The organism is Segatella copri, from assembly GCF_051861805.1.
Lineage (GTDB): Bacteria > Bacteroidota > Bacteroidia > Bacteroidales > Bacteroidaceae > Prevotella > Prevotella copri_M.
In genome coordinates, this window is sequence record NZ_CP146520.1 from 1,896,644 (window position 1) to 1,915,156 (window position 18,513).

The following is an 18,513-nucleotide window of genomic DNA, read 5'->3' on the forward strand; positions in this document are numbered from 1 at the left end:
TTGTGATGCAAAGATAACAAAAAAATATTATCTTTGCAAACAAATTCAGACAAATAAAGTCAAATTATAGAAATTAATGAGTCAGAAACTAAGTATTATATGGAACTATCTCGCTCACTATAAGTATCTTATAGTCATTATAGCGGGTGTTTTGATTGTGGGCGTTGTTGATGATAACAGCATCCGCCAGCACATCAAGTATCAGTTGCAGATTGCAACTTTGCGTGAAGAGATCGGAAAATACCGTGAACAGTATGAAAAAGACTCCCGTCAGCTCAAGGAGATGCGCCAGGGACCCGATGTCTTTGGCAAGATTGCCCGTGAGCGTTACTTCATGAAGTCGGACGATGAAGACATCTTCGTGCTGAGCACCGATCTGCCGGATGAGGAGGTGCCGTCGGATGATGCTGCCGAATCGCAGGCTGAGAGTGTTGAGTAATATTGTTAAACCCTATTTATATCATAACGATGAAACAGTTAAGTAAGATACAGAGTGCTATTTTTCTGCTTGGTGGCGTATTGATGGTTGTCGGTGCGGGCTGCTTTGCATTTGGTTTTATTTATCCTAACATGTTGCTTTACACCTGCTGGGTGTTCCTGTTGGGCACCGTGCTTTTCTCCCTGGTGCAGGCGATGCAGTTCTACGAGGGCGATTCGCAGGTCATCCACCGTCTGAAGCGCATGCAGTATATTGCCGACATCTTCTTCGTGCTGTCGGGCATTTCGATGGTAGATACAGTGTACGCCTTCTTCCGCCATTGGTTCGCCAATCAGGAGACCTACATCATGTATTTCTACAACAAGTGGGTGGTGTTCCTGCTCATTGCAGCCTTGCTTGAACTCTACACCACGCATCGCATTTCGCACGAGCTAAAATGCAAATAAAACATAAATACATGTAATATTCAATTAAATTGCTTGAATTTATTTCGCTACTTCAATAATTGATTGTACTTTTGTTCACTGAATTGTGAATTACAAAGCTTATGAATAAGATATTTTACGCACTGATCACCTTAATGGCGCTTACATCATGCGCCGCCAGTTACGATATCTCAGGTACTTCTAACGTAAGCACCTTAGATGGTCGTATGCTGTATCTTCAAATCTTGAAAGACAATGAATTTAAGAAAATTGATTCATGTGATGTAGTCCATGGGCAGTTCCACTTCCAGGGAAGTGTGGATTCTGCCAAGATGGCTAACATCTTCATGGATGATGAACCCGTGCTGCCACTCGTTCTGGAGAGCGGATGCATCACGGTGAAGCTTGATGATACCCAGCAGGTGGTGAGTGGCACGCCGCTCAACGACAAGCTCTTCGGGTTCTTCAAGAAATACCAGCAGTTGCAGAATCAGCAGCGTGAGTTGGTTCATAAGCACGACCAGGCTATCATGAACGGTAGCGATATGCAGGTGGTTACGGCGAAGCTCAACGAGGAGGCGATGCGACTCTCTGACCAGGAGGATAAGCTGATCACATCCTTCGTCACCGATAATTTCGATAACGTGCTGGGTCCGGGCGTCTTCTTCCTCGTCACCATGGGCAATCAGTATCCGATGCTTTCACCATGGATTGAGGACATCATGAGTAAGGCCACCGACCATTTCAAGAACGATGCCTACGTGAAGGATTACTATCAGAAGGCGCAGGAAAACCAGGCCATCATGAATGGTACGCATGAATCTACAGGCGGCGTGACTCCGGAAATGGAGCAGATGGCAGCACCTCAGGGCGACCCTAGTGCGGCGACAGCCCCAGCAGCGACTCCAACCCCTAATGATTTAGCAAAGCCAACTATTCCGGCTGCAAAATAAAAGATAACATTATATTATGTCTAAAGTATTAATTCAAAACGGAACTATAGTCAACGAGGGTCGCTCCTTCAAGGGCGATCTTCTTGTTGATGGTGAAGTTATTTCAGAGATATATGAAGGCATGGCACCCCGTGGCATCTACGACGAAGTAGTGGATGCTTCGGGGTGTTTTGTTTTGCCTGGAGTGATAGATGACCATGTCCACTTCCGTGAGCCGGGATTAACCCGCAAGGCGGACATCGAAAGCGAGAGCCGTGCGGCTGCCTATGGTGGCGTCACCTCTTATTTTGAGATGCCGAACACGGTGCCGCAGACTACCACCCTTGAGGCGTGGCAGGAGAAGCGAAAGCTGGGTGCACAGAAGAGTCATGTAAACTACAGTTTCTTCTATGGAGCCACCAACGACAATGTGGATTCCTTTGCCCAGCTCGATGTGCATCACGTTCCGGGCATCAAGCTCTTCATGGGTTCCAGCACCGGCAATATGCTGGTAGATAAGATGGAGTCGCTGCAGCGTGTGTTCAGCACAGCCCAGCAGCTCGATCTGCCCGTAATGACCCATTGCGAGGATACCGACATCATCAACCGCAATATGGCGGAGGCAAAGGCGAAGTATGGTGAAGACCCAGCTGTGGAGCACCATCCCGAGATTCGCAGCGTGGAGGCATGCTACGAGAGCAGCAAACTGGCGGTAGAACTCGCCAAGCAGTTTGGTACCCGCCTTCACATCGCCCACGTTACCACCGCCAAGGAACTGGAACTCTTTGATAATCAGGAAGAGAATCTTCCGAAAGAGAATCTTCAGAACACGGATTCAGTGAATCTTCCTCAGATAACCGGCGAAGCCGTGATAGCCCATCTCGTCTTCTCCGATGCCGATTACGCTACAAAGAAGGCGCTCATCAAGTGCAATCCTGCCATCAAGACGCTTGCCGACCGTGATGCCCTTCGCCGTGCCCTGAACGACGGGCGCATAGCCACCATCGGCACCGACCATGCTCCACATGAGTTGAAGGATAAGCAGGGTGGGTGTGCCAAGGCAGCATCAGGCATGCCGATGGTTCAGTTCTCCCTCGTTTCCATGCTCCAACTGGTGGACGAAGGCGTGCTCACCATCGAAAGAATGGTAGAGTTGATGGCACATCAGCCAGCCCAGCTCTTCCAGGTAAGTCAGCGAGGATTCCTTCGCAAGGGATACCAGGCAGATATCGTCATCGTCAGACCGCAGTCGCCATGGAAGGTGACCAAGGAGGTGATTCAGAGCAAGTGCCAGTGGAGCCCGATGGAGGGACACGAATATCAGTGGCAGGTGGAGCAGACCTTCTGCAACGGCCACCTTATATATAATAAGGGAGCCTTTGATGCCGACTATCGTGGCGAGGAATTGAATTTCAGAAGTTAATGAATAAGACTTATAGCATATCAGAATTGACTCCGTTCATCAACTGGCTCTATTTCTATCATGCCTGGGGACTGAGCGGAAAGCCAAGGGAAGACAAGGAGAAGATGAAGCAAGAGGCATTGCAGATGCTTGCCTCCTGGGAGGAGAAATACCATACCCATGCCATCTTCCGGCTCTTTGAAGTCTGCAGCGAAGGGGATGATTTAATTTTCTTCCTATCCGATAAAAAACTCCGATTCCCGATGCTTCGCCAGCAGCATCCTTCGGCACCAGGCGAACCCAATCTCTGCCTTGCCGACTTCATCCGTCCTCTTTCCCAGGGCATTAGAGACCAGGTAGGAGTGTTCTGCACTTCGGTGGATGGAACCATCATCGACGAGTATAGCCATGACGACTATCTCAACATGATGGCACAAACCCTGTCCGACCGACTCGCTGAGGCTACGGCAGAGAAACTCCACGAAGAGGTGAGAAGAGATAGAGCGTATTGGGGCTATGCACCCGATGAAAACCTCACCATCGAGCAGCAGCATCGCGAGGAATACCAGGGCATCCGGCCAGCCATCGGCTATCCGTCGCTGCCCGATACCAGTGCCAACTTCCTCATCGACCAGCTCATCGACATGAAGCAGGCAGGCATCCGACTCACCGAAACGGGAATGATGACGCCTCATGCCAGCGTCTCGGGATTCATGTTCGCACATCCCAAGTCGCACTACTTCGAATTGGGAAAGATAGGCGATGACCAGCTTCGCGATTACGCCCGCCGCCGTGGCGTGCCCGTAGAACTGATGAGAAGGTTTTTGGCAGTTTATAGTTTATAATTTATAGTTTATAGCTGGGCATATTAAACGATAATACGATAAGATATAATAATATAATCATAATGATATGATAGCAAGAATTCTAATTCCCATCGTGCTGTTCTCTGTATTGCCATATCTCTGGATAGACAGGCAGTATCTGCACGTGCGCAAGGGATGGAGAAAGATTTTATATTGGTTGCCTGTAGCCATCGTGATAGGATACAGTTCCTATCTGGCACTGGGTGCCGACTTCATGCCCGACGACCCGATGCTCATCGACATCTGGTTCGGAATGATGGCGGTGCTTGCCGTGCCGCAGTTTGTCTTCGCCCTCTGCAGCTTCGTGGGCTGGGAGTGCATGCGCCTTTCACGCCGATTCAAGCACCACCGCAATACGCCAAGCCGTCATGCTTCACGCAACTGGGGCAAACTGGTGGGTGGCGTGCTTGCCGTCGTGGCATTCTTCAGCTTCATCTATGGCTTCACCAAGGGCATCAGGCGGTTTGAGGTCAAGCATCTCACCGTCTATGTTCCAGATCTGCCGAAGGAGTTTGATGGCTACCGCATCGTACATTTCAGCGATATCCACTTGGGGTCCTTCTACGGATGGCGACGCGATTTGCCGCAGCGCGACATCGACAGCATCAACGCCCAGCGTGCCGATCTCATCTGCTTTACGGGCGATATTCAGAATGTAAAGCCTTCAGAATTAACGCCTTATCAAGAACTTCTCAGTTCGCTGAATGCCAAGGATGGCGTGGTGAGCGTGTTGGGAAACCACGATTACACCTATTATATGCACATCGATGACGACGACCAGCTTGCCAAGAAGGAGATGGAGCTCAGGGTGCAGAACTTCGAGCGATCCTGCGGATGGCGACTGCTGATGAATGAGCACATCGTGCTGCATCGGGGCAAGGATTCCATCTATGTGGCAGGCACGGAAAACTACGACAAGCCTAAGCGCACGCAGGTGGCGCAGGCACTCTATGGCATCAAGCCGGGACAGTTTGTGCTGATGCTCCAGCACATCCCAACGCAGTGGGAGGAGATGCTGCCGTCTACCATCAACGAGATGCACGGCTCCCGAGACTCAGTGCTCGTGGCTCCGCAGTTCACCCTCAGCGGTCACACCCATGCCGGACAGGTTTCCGTGCTCGGTCTCCGTCCGTCCATGTTCGCCCCGTTCGATTACGGACTCTACGAGCGTGAGGGCTGTCAGCTCTATACCACAGCCGGACTTGGCGGCACCGTGCCTATCCGCATCGGAGCCACCCCGGAAATCGCAGTTATAACTTTAAAGAGGAAATAAACAAGATGAAGTACATATATAGATTATACCAATTAGTCATTTGCTTGCCCATCCTCATTGTGGCAAGCATCCTTACCAGCCTGGTAACGGTAGTAGGCTGTATGCTGGGCAATGGCCACTTCTGGGGATATTATCCAGGCAAGTTGTGGTCACAGTTGTGGATCAGAATCCTCTTCCTGCCCGTCAAGGTAGAGGGTAGGGAGCACCTGAAGAAAGGCCAGAGCTACGTGTTCGTGGCGAATCATCAGGGCGCCTTCGACATCTTCCTCATCTATGGCTTCCTGGGCCGTAACTTCAAGTGGATGATGAAGAAAGGCATCCGCAACATCCCGCTCGTGGGTCTCGCCTGCGTCTATGCTCACCACATCTTCGTGGACAAGAGCGGTCCTTCCAAGATTCGTGCCTCTTACGATAAGGCGCGCGAAGTGTTGAAGGAAGGCATGTCGCTCGTGGTGTTCCCTGAGGGTGCCCGCACCTTCACCGGCCACATGGGCGTGTTCCGCCGTGGAGCCTTCATGCTTGCCGACGAGTTGCAGTTGCCGGTTTGTCCGCTTACCATCAACGGCAGTTTCGATGTCAAGCCACGCATGAAGGACATCTACTGGGTGTTCTGGCATCCTATCAGGCTCACTATCCACGAGCCAATCCAGCCGATAGGCAAGGGACCGGAGAACATCAAGAACCAGATGACCAAGAGCTACGACGCCATCATGCAGGGACTTGATAAGGAATATCAGGGCTTTGTTGAAAATCCCGACCAATAAATTCGCTTATTTCAGATAAAAGTTGTACTTTTGCACTTGTAACTATAAAACAAAAGAATATGAGTGATAGCATTGTAATCATTCCTACATACAACGAGAAGGAAAACATCGAGAAAATCATCCGTGCCGTCTTCGGCCTGGAGAAGGAATTCGACATCCTTGTCATCGACGACGGAAGTCCGGATGGCACGGCTGCCATCGTCAAGAAACTCATCGCCGGCGAGTTTGCCAATCGCCTCCACATCCTGGAGCGTAAGGGAAAGCTGGGCCTCGGCACCGCCTACATCAAGGGCTTCAAGTGGTCATTGGAGCATGGCTACGACTTCATCTTCGAGATGGATGCCGACTTCAGTCATGACCCTAACGATCTGCCACGCCTCTACGCTGCCACCCACGACGAGGGTTACGATGTAGCCGTAGGTTCCCGCTATGTATCGGGAGTCAACGTGGTCAACTGGCCTATCGGTCGCGTGCTGATGAGCTATTTCGCTTCCAAGTACGTGCGCATCGTCACGGGCTTCCAGGTACACGATACCACAGCCGGATTCGTGTGCTACCGTCGCAAGGTACTGGAAACCATCGATTTGGATGCCATCCGCTTCAAGGGCTACGGTTTCCAGATAGAGATGAAGTACACCTCTTATAAGATAGGTTTCAAGATCAAGGAAGTGCCGGTTATCTTCGTGAATCGCCGCGAGGGAACCAGCAAGATGAGTGGCGGTATCTTTGGCGAAGCATTCTTCGGAGTGATGAGATTGCGACTCGATGGCTGGTTCAGGAAATATCCAAAAATAAGTTAGGGACTAAACTTTCGCATGTGACTTCCCCACACGCCCTGAAAGGACAGATGGGAAGACCCCACACGCCCTGAAAGGGCAGAAGCTCCTAGCCCAGGGCAACGCCCTGGGTAATTACGGACGCAAGCCTGTCGCCCTGTAAGGGCAAAAGCTTTCAAGTACCAAGCAATATACAAAGCTTTTGCCCTTTCAGGGCGCCTTGCTGATTACTTTTATACCCAGGGCGTTGCCCTGGGCTAGGAGCTTCTGCCCTTTCAGGGCGTGTGGAGCCTACTTGCGAAACTTAAATTAGGGATAAGAAGTGACATTACAGGATATAGCAAAACTTTACGGGCGTTCGCCCCAGGCGAATGCCCTCGTTGATTTACTGAAGAAGAAGTCGGTGCATTCACTTTTTCTCCAGGGATTGGTGTGCTCTTCAGCCTCCATGTTTTTCGGTTCGATGAAGACGAGGTTGAAGCGGTCGGTGCTTTTCGTGCTCGATGATGCCGACGAGGCGGGATATTTCTACCACGACCTCACGCAGATGCTGGGGCAGGAGAGCGTCTTCTTCTTCCCCTCCAGCTATCGACGTGCCGTGAAGTATGGCCAGCGCGATGCCGCCAACGAGATACTCCGAACCGAAGTGCTTGCCCGATTGTCGGCAGGCAACCCCATTTTTATCGTTTCTTATCCCGATGCCCTTGCCGAACTCGTGGTGTCTAAACAGCATCTGGATGAGAAGATTCTGAAACTTTCTGTCGGTCAGCAGATTCCACAGGTAGATGTGGTGCATCAGTTGCGCGATTTCAAGCTCCAGGAGGTGGACTATGTCTACGAGCCTGGCCAGTTTGCCGTGCGTGGAAGCATCATCGATGTCTATTCCTACAGTTGCGAATTTCCGTTCCGCATCGATTTCTTCGGTGATGAAATCGATACCATCCGCACCTTCAACATCGAAGACCAGCTCTCCAAGGACAAGCGCGAGAGCATCGAGGTGGTGCCGGAACTCGCCACCGGGCAGACCGTGAAGCAGTGTTTCCTCCAATTCCTCGAACCTTCTGCGCTCGTGGTGATGAAGGATTACACCTATCTGCACGACTGCATCGAGAAAATCTACAACGACGGCTTCTCCACCCAGAGCCTTACCGAGCAGCTGGAAGGAGCCACCGAGATGGAGGCAGAACGCATTCGCCAGGAGATGAAGAAGGAACTCAACCTGGTGAGTGCCACCGACTTCCAGCATGCCCTGTGCGAACACGTGCGCGTGGAATTCGGCAAGATGTCAGATGGCGCAATAGCCCGCAAGCAGGATCAGCTTGCCGAGGCCAAGGGCCACTCCAATGCCGTGATCAGTTTCGATATGGCACCGCAGCCGCTCTTCCACAAAAACTTCCAGCTTCTGGCACAGACCCTGGAGGATTACCAGCTCAAGGGCTACACCTTATATATATTAGCCGACAGCCAGAAGCAGCAGCAGCGACTCAAGGACATCTTCGCCAGCGAGGAACTGGAGAAATATAAGATACAGTTCAAGCCCGTAGACAAGACCATCCACGAGGGATTCGTTGACCACGAGAAGAAGGCATGTTTCTTCACCGACCATCAGATTTTCGACCGTTTCCACAAGTACAACCTGCGTTCCGACTCTGCCCGTGCGGGCAAGATGGCACTCACCATGAAGGAGTTGCAGGAGATGGCACCGGGCGATTTCATCGTACATGTGGATTTCGGTATCGGAAGATTTGGCGGACTGGTACGTGTGCCTACGGGCGACAGTTACCAGGAGATGATCCGCATCTTCTATGCCAACCACGACATCGTAGACGTATCCATCCACTCGCTGTATAAAATCAGCAAGTATCGCCGTGGCGATACCGGCGAACCGCCACGCCTCTCCATCCTGGGTTCGGGAGCCTGGGATAAGCTGAAAAACAAGGCCAAGAAGCGCATCAAGGATATAGCCCGCGACCTTATCAAACTCTATGCCAAGCGTCGCAAGGAGAAGGGATTCGCCTACAGTTCAGACAGTTATCTGCAACACGAGCTGGAGGCATCGTTCCTCTACGAGGATACCCCCGACCAGAGCAAGGCCACAGCCGATGTGAAGAAGGATATGGAGAGCAAGCGTCCGATGGACCGACTGGTGTGTGGCGACGTGGGCTTCGGCAAGACCGAGGTGGCCATCCGTGCAGCCTTCAAGGCGGCGTGCGACGGCAAGCAGGTGGCAGTGCTCGTGCCTACCACGGTGCTCGCCTACCAGCACTACCAAACCTTCATGCATCGCCTGGAGCAGTTGCCCGTCACCGTGGATTATCTGAGCCGTGCCCGTTCTGCCAAGGACACCCGACAGATTCTGCAGAGCCTGGAAGAAGGCAAGATAGATATCCTCATCGGAACCCACAAGCTCATTTCCAAAACCGTGCATTGGCACGACCTGGGTCTGCTCATCATCGACGAGGAGCAGAAGTTCGGCGTTTCCACCAAGGAGAAGCTGCGCCAGCTGAAGGTGAACGTGGATACCCTCACCATGAGTGCCACGCCTATCCCGCGCACCCTGCAGTTTTCGCTGATGGGCGCCCGCGACATGAGTATCATGCGCACCCCGCCGCCAAACCGCTTTCCTATTCATACAGAGGTGGTCACCTTCAATGCGGAAACCATATCCGATGCCATCAACTTCGAGATGAGCCGCAACGGACAGGTGTATTTCGTGTGCGACAGGATAGCCAAGCTCCCCGAACTGAAGATGCTGATAGAGAAGAAGGTGCCCGATTGCCGCGTAGCCATCGGACATGGACAGATGAAGCCCGAGGAACTGGAAAAGATCATCATGGGATTCATCAACTACGACTTCGACGTGCTGCTCTCCACCACCATCGTGGAGAACGGAATCGACATCTCCAATGCCAACACCATCATCGTGATGGATGCCCACCACTTCGGATTGAGCGACCTGCACCAGATGCGAGGCAGAGTGGGGCGTAGCAACAAGAAGGCATTCTGCTATCTGATAGCTCCGCCTAAGGCTGCACTCACCTTCGACGCGCGCCGCCGACTGGAAGCCCTGGAAACCTTCAGCGACCTGGGCAGCGGTTTCAACCTCGCCATGCAAGACCTGGATATCCGTGGTGCCGGCAACCTGCTGGGTTCCGAACAGAGCGGATTCATGGAAGACCTGGGTTACGAAACCTACCAGAAGATTCTCTCGCAGGCAGTAACCGAACTGAAGAACGAGGAGTTCAACGACCTCTATCAGGAGGAGATGAAAGAGGGCGAGCAGCTTACGGGCGATGACTTCGTAGACGATTGCGCCGTAGACAGCGACCTGGAGATGTATTTCCCTGATTCCTATGTTCCCGGCAGTGCCGAGCGAATGCTGCTCTATCGTGAACTTGACCATCTGGATAGGGATGAGGAAGTGGAGGCATTCCGCCAGCGCATGATCGACCGCTTTGGTCCGATACCTCAGGAAGGTGATGAACTGATTCATGTGGTAGGTCTTCGCCGTGTGGGCAAGCTGCTGGGTTGCGAGAAGATTCTGCTCAAGGGTGGAGCCATGCAGCTGCAGTTTGTGAGCAATGTGGATAGTCCGTTCTATCGCAGCCAGATGTTCTCGCGGGTGATAGCCTATGCCACCAGTCATATTCAGGATTGTGCCCTGAAGGAGAAGAACAACAAGCGTATCCTCCGCATCAGTCATGTAAAGAGCGTGGAGCAGGCAAGGAGTCTGCTGGATATGATATCCGGGATTCAGGTGGATGAATAAGTGCCATCAGGTTTTCTCATCATAAAACCAGGTGGACTAAAGATAGCTTTTAGTTGGATATATATAAAAATAGCAATGGTTTCGATACTCTTATCGAAACCATTGCTTGTTTATTTGTATAAGTAAAAGATGATGATTTAGCGTTTCCCAACGCCGTTTGTTTTAACTGTTGCAAAGATACGAAGTTTTCTGTAAATGATGGGGTAAATTTTGTTGTTTATAGGAGTAAAAATTGTTTTATTTGTGGTTTTTGGACTAAAATAACACCGAGTAGGATAATTTTCACCCATTGTCCACCCCTTTGGAGTACTTTCTAAAATATTTTATAAATAAAATCAGCATTTCATTTGCCTATGTGGAAAATTCTTTGTATCTTTGCGCCCAAGTTCTGACAGATTGAAAGGGAATCTTTCGTAAATCCGTGCAATCTGTAAACGAATGTAGGTAGAATTATAGAAATATATCAAATAATAACAATCATGAGACAGAAAAAGTTTATCCTTCAGGAGCAGGAACTTCCTACTCAGTGGTACAACATTCAAGCTGACATGCCTAACAAGCCATTGCCACCTTTGAATCCACAGACCCACAAGCCGCTCACAGCCGACGACTTGTCACAGATCTTTAATAAAGAGTGCTCCAAGCAGGAGCTCGATACAGAGCATGCATGGATCGACATCCCAGAGGATGTGCGAGAGAAGTATGCCTACTACCGTTCCACACCGCTGGTTCGTGCCTACGGACTGGAAGAGGCGCTGGGTACCTCGGCACACATCTACTTCAAGAACGAGAGTGCTACCCCATTAGGTTCACATAAAATCAATTCGGCACTGCCTCAGTGCTACTACTGCAAGCAGGAGGGTGATACCAACGTTACCACCGAGACCGGTGCCGGACAGTGGGGCTGTGCTCTTTCTTACGCAGCCAAGCTCTACGGTTTGGAGGCAGCCGTTTACCAGGTGAAGATTACCATGCAGCAGAAGCCATACCGCTCCAGCATCATGCGCACCTTCGGAGCCACCGTCGAGGGTTCTCCATCCATGAGTACCCGTGCGGGCAAGAACATCATCACCCGCGACCCACACCATCCAGGTTCACTGGGTACTGCCATTTCCGAGGCAGTGGAGCTGGCTACTACCACTCCGGGCTGTAAGTACACCCTGGGTTCCGTTCTGAACCATGTGGCTTTGCACCAGACCATCATCGGATTGGAGGCAGAGAAGCAGATGGCGATGGCTGGCGAATATCCTGATAAGGTGATTGCCTGCTTCGGTGGAGGTAGTAACTTTGGCGGATTGGCTTTCCCATTCATGCGTCATAACTTGAATGGCAAGAAGCACACCGAGTTTATCGCTGCCGAACCGGAGAGCTGTCCTAAGCTGACACGTGGTAAGTTTGAGTATGATTTCGGAGATGAAGCGGGATATACTCCATTGCTGCCTATGTTTACCCTGGGTCATGACTTCAAGCCAGCCAACATCCATGCCGGCGGTTTGCGCTATCATGGTGCGGGCATGATCATTTCGCAGCTTATCAAGGATGGCTACATGCATGGTGTAGATATCCCTCAGATTGAGGCGTTCGAGGCAGGTATGCTTTTCTCTCGTGCCGAGGGCATCATTCCGGCTCCAGAGAGTTGCCATGCCATCGCAGCTACCATCCGCGAGGCGAAGAAGGCGAAGGAGGAGGGAACCGCTCCGGTTCTCCTGTTCTGTCTCTCAGGTCATGGCTTGATTGATATGCCATCCTACGAGAGCTATCTCAATGGAGATTTGCAGAATTACAAGGTTAGTGACGAGGAGATTGAGAAATATCTCAAGAATGTTCCTCAGGTAGATTAGATAACAAAAAGAGGGTGTGTCATAAGTCTAAATAATGGCAGCCGAGGACGCCCTGTGTCATAAGCCACACCCCATACGCCCTGAAAGGGCAGAAGCTCCTAGCCCAGGGCAACGCCCTGGGTTTTAGAATAAATACAATAAAGTCGCCCTGAAAGGGCAAAAGCTTTCAATTTCAAAGCTTTTGCCCTTTCAGGGCGACTTTGTTTTTTGCCAACATTACCCAGGGCGTTGCCCTGGGCTAGGAGCTTCTGCCCTTTCAGGGCGTATGGGGTGTGGCTTATGACACACCCTCTTCTTGTTATCTAAAAATATAAAAACCTTTTAAGCAATGTATAATACTTTTATGCATTCAGCCACTCTTCGATGGCCTTGGCAATTACGTCGAAACTGGTTGTTGGCTCGAAGCGGGCTACAACCTGACCCTTCTTGTTGACCAGGAACTTGGTGAAGTTCCACTTAATGTCAGCGCTCTCCTTATAGTTAGGGTCTTCTTCAGAGAGCATCTTGTCGAGCACAGGGTAGAGCGGATGGCTCTCGTCCCATCCAGCGAAACCTTTGCATTCTTTGAGGAACTTGAAGAGGGGAGCTGCGTCGTCGCCATTCACCTTAATCTTCTTGTAGCGCTGGAACTCCGTGCCGTATGTAAGCTTGCAGAACTGATGAATGCTTTCGTCAGTACCTGGCGCCTGCTGTCCAAACTGGTTGCAAGGGAAGTCGAGAATCTCGAAACCCTGCTGGTGGTATGTCTCATAGAGCTTTTCCAACTCCTCATACTGAGGGGTGAAGCCACACTTGGTAGCTGTGTTAACGATGAGCAGCACTTCGTTGGCGTACTCTTTCAGGGAAACATCCTTTCCCTTTCTGTCCTTAACGGAGAATTCGTAAACGGTTCTCATTTCTTATTTATATATCTAATTTTATGTTACTTCTTAAAGCCCATTTGCAGGGTAGTTTTACTAACTAAGTGCAAAGGTACTACTTTTCTTTCAGAAATCATCATACATTGGTATAAAATTTCTAAAAAAAAGAAACAAAAAAGGCTCCGGTAATTTCACAATCCCCGGAGCCCTTCCCTTCCCCTACAAAAAAAGAACGATAGGGGAAGTTACGATTAATCTATCATTTAACTTTTCTAAGAACTTGATGCAAAGGTACAAACTTTTTTTTGAATAATGTATCATTTACAACATAAATTTTTCAAAAATCGTAGTTAAAAAGCCTTAATTACCCTTTTTGTATGCACTTTAGGCCCTTTTCAGGCTCTTTTATACCCTTTTTTCGTATTTCTAATCCCGATTTCAAACCGTTTAAACCCTGTTTGCGTCCACATAAACACAAAGAAAGGGTGTGGCAAAACTTTGCCACACCCTCTCTTCAATATTCCTTATTGAAGTTTAGCAAGTGGTTCAAGTACGGGCTGAAGGCCCAAAAGCTCCTAGCCCAGGGCATCGCCCTGGGTATAATAGCAATCAACAAGGCGCCCTGTAAGGGCAAAAGCTTTGTAAATTGCCTGATTCTTTTGAAGCTTTTGCCCTTACAGGGCGACAAACTTGCGTCCATGATTACCCAGGGCGCTGCCCTGGGCTAGGAGCTTCTGCCCTTTCAGGGCGTGTGGAGCTCACTTGCGAAACTTGACTTCCTTATCCGTTTTATCTGGTACGTTCACGATATTCCGTAGGAACGATGCCCGTTTCCCTCTTGAACACCTTGGAGAAGTACTTCGGATCGCTGAAGCCCACGGCGAATGCCACAGTCGAGAGCGACTCGTCGGTATTCTTCAGCAGCTCGCAGGCTCTCATGATTCTCACATGCCTTACGAAATCGATAGGCGTCATGCCCAACTGCTGCTTAATCTTGGTGTAGAGCACGCTTCGGCTCATGCCCATCGCATCGGCGATGTCATCAATCTTCATGTCTGGCGTGTCTATATGCTCCGTCACGTACTTCAGAATCCTTGCCGTCGTAGCATCGTTAATCTGACTTGCCATGAAGGCGAAGTCGCTCTGTTCGCGCTTCAGCCTTGCCTTCTCCTCCTTCTCACGTTCCTTCTCCGTGATTTCTTTGGTTATCTGGCTCAGCGTCTTCTCCGGTTCATTGGCAGAAGAAGCTATCAAGCCGCCGTTCTGACCATCGTTCAGAGCATTGTTCAAACCATTGTTCAGGGCATTGTTCAAACCATTGTTCAGGGCATTGTTCTTGCTGCCGTTTATACCGCTGCTGATGCCGCCGCTCATGGCTTTGTCTATCAGATTGCCCGTATGCTCCAGTTTCTGGATCATTTCCTTCTGCAGGTTGTGGCGCTGCTTGAGCACGGCGCTGATTCTACCCAGCAGGTATTCTGTAGAGAACGGCTTGGTCATGTAGGCATCCACACCCATCTCGAATCCCTTGAGTCGGTCTTGCACGCTCGCCTTTGCCGAGAGGATGATGATAGGAATCTGCGAGAGTTCGTGATCCTGCTTGATTTCGCTAACCATGGTGATGCCGTCCATCACCGGCATGGTTACGTCGGTGATGATGAAGTCTGGCAGTTCGGTGCGCGTCATCAGCAGTCCCGCCTTTCCGTTTTCGGCAAGCAGCACGTTGTAGTGTTCAGAGAGGATGGTGTAGAGGTACTTGCGCAGGTCGTGGTTGTCTTCCACCACCAATACGGTGTGCTCCTTGCGCTGCTCTTCCCTTGCCATTTTTTCCTCTTCGGTCATGTTCTCTTCCAGTTCCTTCTCAGCCTTTTCGGCTTCAGCCAGGTATCTTGCCACGTTCTCGTCGCTGATCTGTCCTGGAACCTCGTCCTCTTCATTCTCGGTAGAGTCCATGTAGCTTACGCCGCCGGTGTTCACCAGGGTGTCGTTGCCGCTTGTCAGACTTCCGTCCCTGTTCATCAGGGTAGAGTTGTCGTATCTCAGAATCTTGTTGAGCATGTCGAGCATCTCGTACGAATTCTTCAGGGCGATGGTAAGCATTTCCCTTCCCTTTCGGGTGATACCGTGTTCCGTGTCGAGCACCTCCTTCAGCGGACCTCCTATCAGGGTGAGCGGCGTGCGCAGCTTGTGGCTGGCGTCGCTGAAGAAGTCGTTCTTCATCAGGCTCATCTCGTGGCTCATCTTCTCGCGCTGGTTGCGGTTGTAGATGTAGAAGATGCTGCCCACCACGCACATCAGCAGGATTACCATCAGAATTTTTCCCCAGATGCTCTCCCAGAAGGTAGGTCTTACCTCGATAGGCAGCTCGGCTACGTATTTGCTCCATACGCCGTGAGAGTTGGTACCCATTACCTTGAGCACGTAGTTGCCGCTGGCGATGCGGTTGAAGCCGATGTCGTGGCTCTTTCCCAGTTCTATCCACTGGCCTTCAGGGGTAAAGCCGTCCAGGCGATAGCGGTATTTCTGATTGTATTTTCTTGAGTAGTCGAGGGCGGCAAAGCTGATGGTCAGGTTGCGCTTGTTGGCAGGAATCACCACTTTTTCCTTGTGCAGAATAGGTTCCGTTTCTTTTTCGCCCATATAGTGCAGCGCGGTGAAGATGATGTGTGCCTGGTAAGGGCTCTTCTTCATCTTCGCAGGGTTGAAGGTAAGGCTGCCCGTTGGTGTGCCCACCGTGATGTCGTCGGTGGCTGGGTCGTGGGCAGGGCGTGCTTCGGTAAACGACATGTTGAAGTCGAAGTCGTTCGGGCCGAATACCTCCATCTTTCCCGTCTTCAGGTTATACTTGTCGATGCTCGATTCGCGCACCACCCAGATGTTGCCCGAGTTGTCTTCCAGCATGCTCTGCACGGTTCCCTCATCATAGTTCACTTTCTTGTTGTACGAAAGCTGGATGTTGTTCTGCAGCAGATTCTTGCTTGTCACGTTCTGCAGGATGCCGCCCAGCTGTGATACGTAGGTCTTGCCGTTGCTGTGCTGCATGATGAAGTTCACGTCGTTTGCCGCCAGCCTTGTGGTGTCGCCTTCCACGTAGGTGGTGGTATAGAAATGAATCTTCGCCGGGTTGCTCACGTTGTCGCTGAAGGTAACCAGTCCGTCGGTGGTGCCCGCCAGGATTTCTCCCGTAGGGGTGCAGAAGATGCGTCTCACCTTGTTGAATCCCTTCTTGGGCCATGGCAGGATGTTCTGGCGGCTGATGAAGTTCAGCTTTCCCGTGGTGGAAGGCTGCACCAGGGTGAGTCCGCCTCCATAGGTGCCTATCCATATTCTGCCGTGGCGGTCGGCCACGATGTCGTATACCTTATTATATGGCAGCGAATATTTGTCGGCTGGGTTGTGCATGAATTGGGTCATTCCCTCCCTGGTTCTCACGAAGAGTCCGTGCTCCCGGGTACCTATCCATATCTTTCCCTCCGTATCGTAGAAGATGGAGAAGATGGCGGATGGGCAGAATGCCACCTGCTGCGGAACCACCTGTCCGTTTGGGGCAAGATAGCCCACCTTCTCGTATCGGCTGTCCGTAATCTTGATTACGCCGTTGTAGTAGCCCGTCCAGTGGTATCCCTCGGGGGTGTTGCAGATGGCGTACGCCGGCGATTCGCCTTCGTCAAGCTGGGTAAGGTGGTATTGATGTTTTTTGAATGTCACCTGCGTAAGGTCGTGCATGCCGCTTATCCAGAGGATGCCCTGGTCTGAGAGGCAGAATTTCTTGATGTTGGGTACACGGAAGTTGCCCGATGAGTTGCTGCGCAGCAGATAAGGCACCAGTTTGCCTGCCCTTCGGTCGAAATAGCTGAAGGTGCCGCCGTTGGGGATGAGCCACAGCGTCTTGTTTTCGTCCTGGGTGATGAAGTATTTGTCGCTCGTGGTGCGGTCGGCTGGGTCGGGCTGGTCGGCAAAGAGCCATGTCTTCTGTCCCGTCTTCGGGTTCACCATGGTTACGCCCATGCCGTCGGTGAACACCCATACCATGCCGTAGTCGTCGGTATAGATGTTCTTCACCTCTGCCATTGGCTGGCTCGGGCTCTGCACGTTGATCACCTCGGTCTTGAAGGTGCGCGGATTGTATACCACCAGACCTATGTTGGTGGCTATGAGCAGCTGGTATCCGGTGTTTTTCAGCTGGTTGATTCGGGTAACGCCGGCAGGCATCGGAATCATCACCAGCTTGTCTTTCTCGTCATACACGGCGAGTTTGCCGTTTGGCGTAGCCAGGAAGATGTTGTCGTGCACCTCTCTGATCCATTTGAATGGCATAGGGGTGCTGAATTGATGGTTGTAGATGAGGGTTCCCTTTTCGGTGAGGATCCACTCTCGGCCTTTCTTGTCGGCCCATATATGCCATACTCTTCCGCTTCTCAGTCCGTGCTGTCCCACCCTGAGGATGTCTCGTTCCGGCTCCTGATCACTCTTCTTGACGGTTCTTATGATGTAGTTTCCGTCTTGGCTGGTAATCCAGGTGATGCCTTTATGTAAAGGATAGATATTTTTCACCTTCAGGTTGATACCGAATTGCTCGTTCATCTTTCCGCTGTTGAGGAATGTACACTTTTGGGTGCAGTACAAATAGAGTCTCTTATCTGATGTAACACACCAGATATCGTTTGTTGAAGTAGGGTAGATGGAGATGATGCGGTTGGTGGAGAGCAGGTCTACATCGTCGGCTTCATCTCGGAAGGTATGGAAGGAGTATCCGTCGTAGTAGGAGAGTCCGTTCCAGGTGGCAAACCATATCAGTTTGTCGGGCGACTGCTTGATGTCTGATATGGTGTTAGCGGCGAGTCCATCTGTGATGGAGAATTTTCTGATGTCGCAGTAAGGCACAGCCATGACCGTGAAGTGGGCCATGAATGCCAGGAGCAGGGGGATAATATATCTTTTATTCATACTTAATAATCTAATTAATCGCGAAATCTTGATAGGGATAGCGCCATCCGGGAGTAGGAAAACAGTCTATCTTACGTGCAAAGGTAGTGTATTTTTTTGAGAAAAACAAGCGTTGATAGGGAAAAACTGTTTGAAAATAGGGATTTTCCCTTAAAATATTCCACTTTTCCCTTTGCAGGGTGTAAATTTTGGTATATCTTTGCATCAGAATTCAAGAAA

Annotated in this window: 12 protein-coding genes; 10 read left to right on the forward strand and 2 right to left on the reverse strand. The window is 50.8% G+C overall.

Going from position 1 to position 18,513, the window contains the following annotated elements; genetic code table 11:
* Nucleotides 1–76: 76 nt before the first annotated feature.
* From V8Z93_RS07225 to V8Z93_RS07270, 10 genes are all read left to right on the forward strand, one after another.
* Nucleotides 77–439: an FtsB family cell division protein gene (locus tag V8Z93_RS07225; RefSeq protein ID WP_439431116.1), complete on the forward strand. Its 363-nt coding sequence runs from the start codon at nt 77–79 to the stop codon at nt 437–439.
* 29 nt (nt 440–468) lie between these two features.
* The gene (locus tag V8Z93_RS07230) at nt 469–885 is read left to right on the forward strand and encodes a hypothetical protein (protein ID WP_299332284.1); all 417 of its coding nucleotides are present in this window, start codon (nt 469–471) and stop codon (nt 883–885) included.
* Between the two features lie 101 nt (nt 886–986).
* Nucleotides 987–1,817 (forward strand): DUF4369 domain-containing protein, encoded by an 831-nt coding sequence (locus V8Z93_RS07235; protein WP_203040258.1) that lies wholly within the window; start codon nt 987–989, stop codon nt 1,815–1,817.
* A gap of 16 nt (nt 1,818–1,833) precedes the next feature.
* Entirely contained in the window at nt 1,834–3,219 is a 1,386-nt protein-coding gene (locus V8Z93_RS07240) for a dihydroorotase (protein WP_218411659.1), read from the forward strand.
* Entirely contained in the window at nt 3,219–4,043 is an 825-nt protein-coding gene (locus tag V8Z93_RS07245; RefSeq protein ID WP_439431117.1) for a vitamin B12 dependent-methionine synthase activation domain-containing protein, read from the forward strand. Before V8Z93_RS07240 ends, V8Z93_RS07245 begins: the two co-directional genes overlap by 1 nt.
* Nucleotides 4,044–4,110: 67 nt before the next feature.
* Nucleotides 4,111–5,337 carry a metallophosphoesterase gene (locus V8Z93_RS07250; RefSeq protein WP_439431118.1) on the forward strand — a complete coding sequence of 409 codons (1,227 nt, stop codon included), beginning with the start codon at nt 4,111–4,113 and terminating at the stop codon, nt 5,335–5,337.
* A 5-nt stretch (nt 5,338–5,342) separates the two neighbouring features.
* Nucleotides 5,343–6,101 carry a lysophospholipid acyltransferase family protein gene (locus V8Z93_RS07255; protein WP_439431119.1) on the forward strand — a complete coding sequence of 253 codons (759 nt, stop codon included), beginning with the start codon at nt 5,343–5,345 and terminating at the stop codon, nt 6,099–6,101.
* A 59-nt stretch (nt 6,102–6,160) separates the two neighbouring features.
* On the forward strand, nt 6,161–6,901 hold the full coding sequence (locus tag V8Z93_RS07260) for a polyprenol monophosphomannose synthase (protein ID WP_439431120.1): 741 nt from the start codon (nt 6,161–6,163) through the stop codon (nt 6,899–6,901).
* Between the two features lie 298 nt (nt 6,902–7,199).
* Nucleotides 7,200–10,646 carry a transcription-repair coupling factor gene (gene mfd, locus V8Z93_RS07265; RefSeq protein ID WP_439431121.1) on the forward strand — a complete coding sequence of 1,149 codons (3,447 nt, stop codon included), beginning with the start codon at nt 7,200–7,202 and terminating at the stop codon, nt 10,644–10,646.
* Between the two features lie 479 nt (nt 10,647–11,125).
* Nucleotides 11,126–12,487: a TrpB-like pyridoxal phosphate-dependent enzyme gene (locus V8Z93_RS07270; RefSeq protein WP_439431122.1), complete on the forward strand. Its 1,362-nt coding sequence runs from the start codon at nt 11,126–11,128 to the stop codon at nt 12,485–12,487.
* A gap of 341 nt (nt 12,488–12,828) precedes the next feature.
* Here V8Z93_RS07270 and V8Z93_RS07275 read toward each other — a convergent pair whose 3' ends face one another.
* Both V8Z93_RS07275 and V8Z93_RS07280 read right to left on the reverse strand, forming a co-directional pair.
* Nucleotides 12,829–13,383 (reverse strand): glutathione peroxidase, encoded by a 555-nt coding sequence (locus V8Z93_RS07275; RefSeq protein ID WP_203040266.1) that lies wholly within the window; start codon nt 13,381–13,383, stop codon nt 12,829–12,831.
* Between the two features lie 753 nt (nt 13,384–14,136).
* Nucleotides 14,137–18,294 carry a response regulator gene (locus tag V8Z93_RS07280; protein WP_439431123.1) on the reverse strand — a complete coding sequence of 1,386 codons (4,158 nt, stop codon included), beginning with the start codon at nt 18,292–18,294 and terminating at the stop codon, nt 14,137–14,139.
* Between the last annotated feature and the right edge of the window lie 219 nt (nt 18,295–18,513).

Bases quoted from the DNA above. Each gene is read 5' to 3' on its own strand.
- V8Z93_RS07225 (WP_439431116.1), top strand. From the start codon at position 77: ATGAGTCAGAAACTAAGTATTATATGGAACTATCTCGCTCACTATAAG.
- V8Z93_RS07230 (WP_299332284.1), top strand. From the start codon at position 469: ATGAAACAGTTAAGTAAGATACAGAGTGCTATTTTTCTGCTTGGTGGC.
- V8Z93_RS07235 (WP_203040258.1), top strand. From the start codon at position 987: ATGAATAAGATATTTTACGCACTGATCACCTTAATGGCGCTTACATCA.
- V8Z93_RS07240 (WP_218411659.1), top strand. From the start codon at position 1,834: ATGTCTAAAGTATTAATTCAAAACGGAACTATAGTCAACGAGGGTCGC.
- V8Z93_RS07245 (WP_439431117.1), top strand. From the start codon at position 3,219: ATGAATAAGACTTATAGCATATCAGAATTGACTCCGTTCATCAACTGG.
- V8Z93_RS07250 (WP_439431118.1), top strand. From the start codon at position 4,111: ATGATAGCAAGAATTCTAATTCCCATCGTGCTGTTCTCTGTATTGCCA.
- V8Z93_RS07255 (WP_439431119.1), top strand. From the start codon at position 5,343: ATGAAGTACATATATAGATTATACCAATTAGTCATTTGCTTGCCCATC.
- V8Z93_RS07260 (WP_439431120.1), top strand. From the start codon at position 6,161: ATGAGTGATAGCATTGTAATCATTCCTACATACAACGAGAAGGAAAAC.
- V8Z93_RS07270 (WP_439431122.1), top strand. From the start codon at position 11,126: ATGAGACAGAAAAAGTTTATCCTTCAGGAGCAGGAACTTCCTACTCAG.
- V8Z93_RS07275 (WP_203040266.1), bottom strand. From the start codon at position 13,383: ATGAGAACCGTTTACGAATTCTCCGTTAAGGACAGAAAGGGAAAGGAT.
- V8Z93_RS07280 (WP_439431123.1), bottom strand. From the start codon at position 18,294: ATGAATAAAAGATATATTATCCCCCTGCTCCTGGCATTCATGGCCCAC.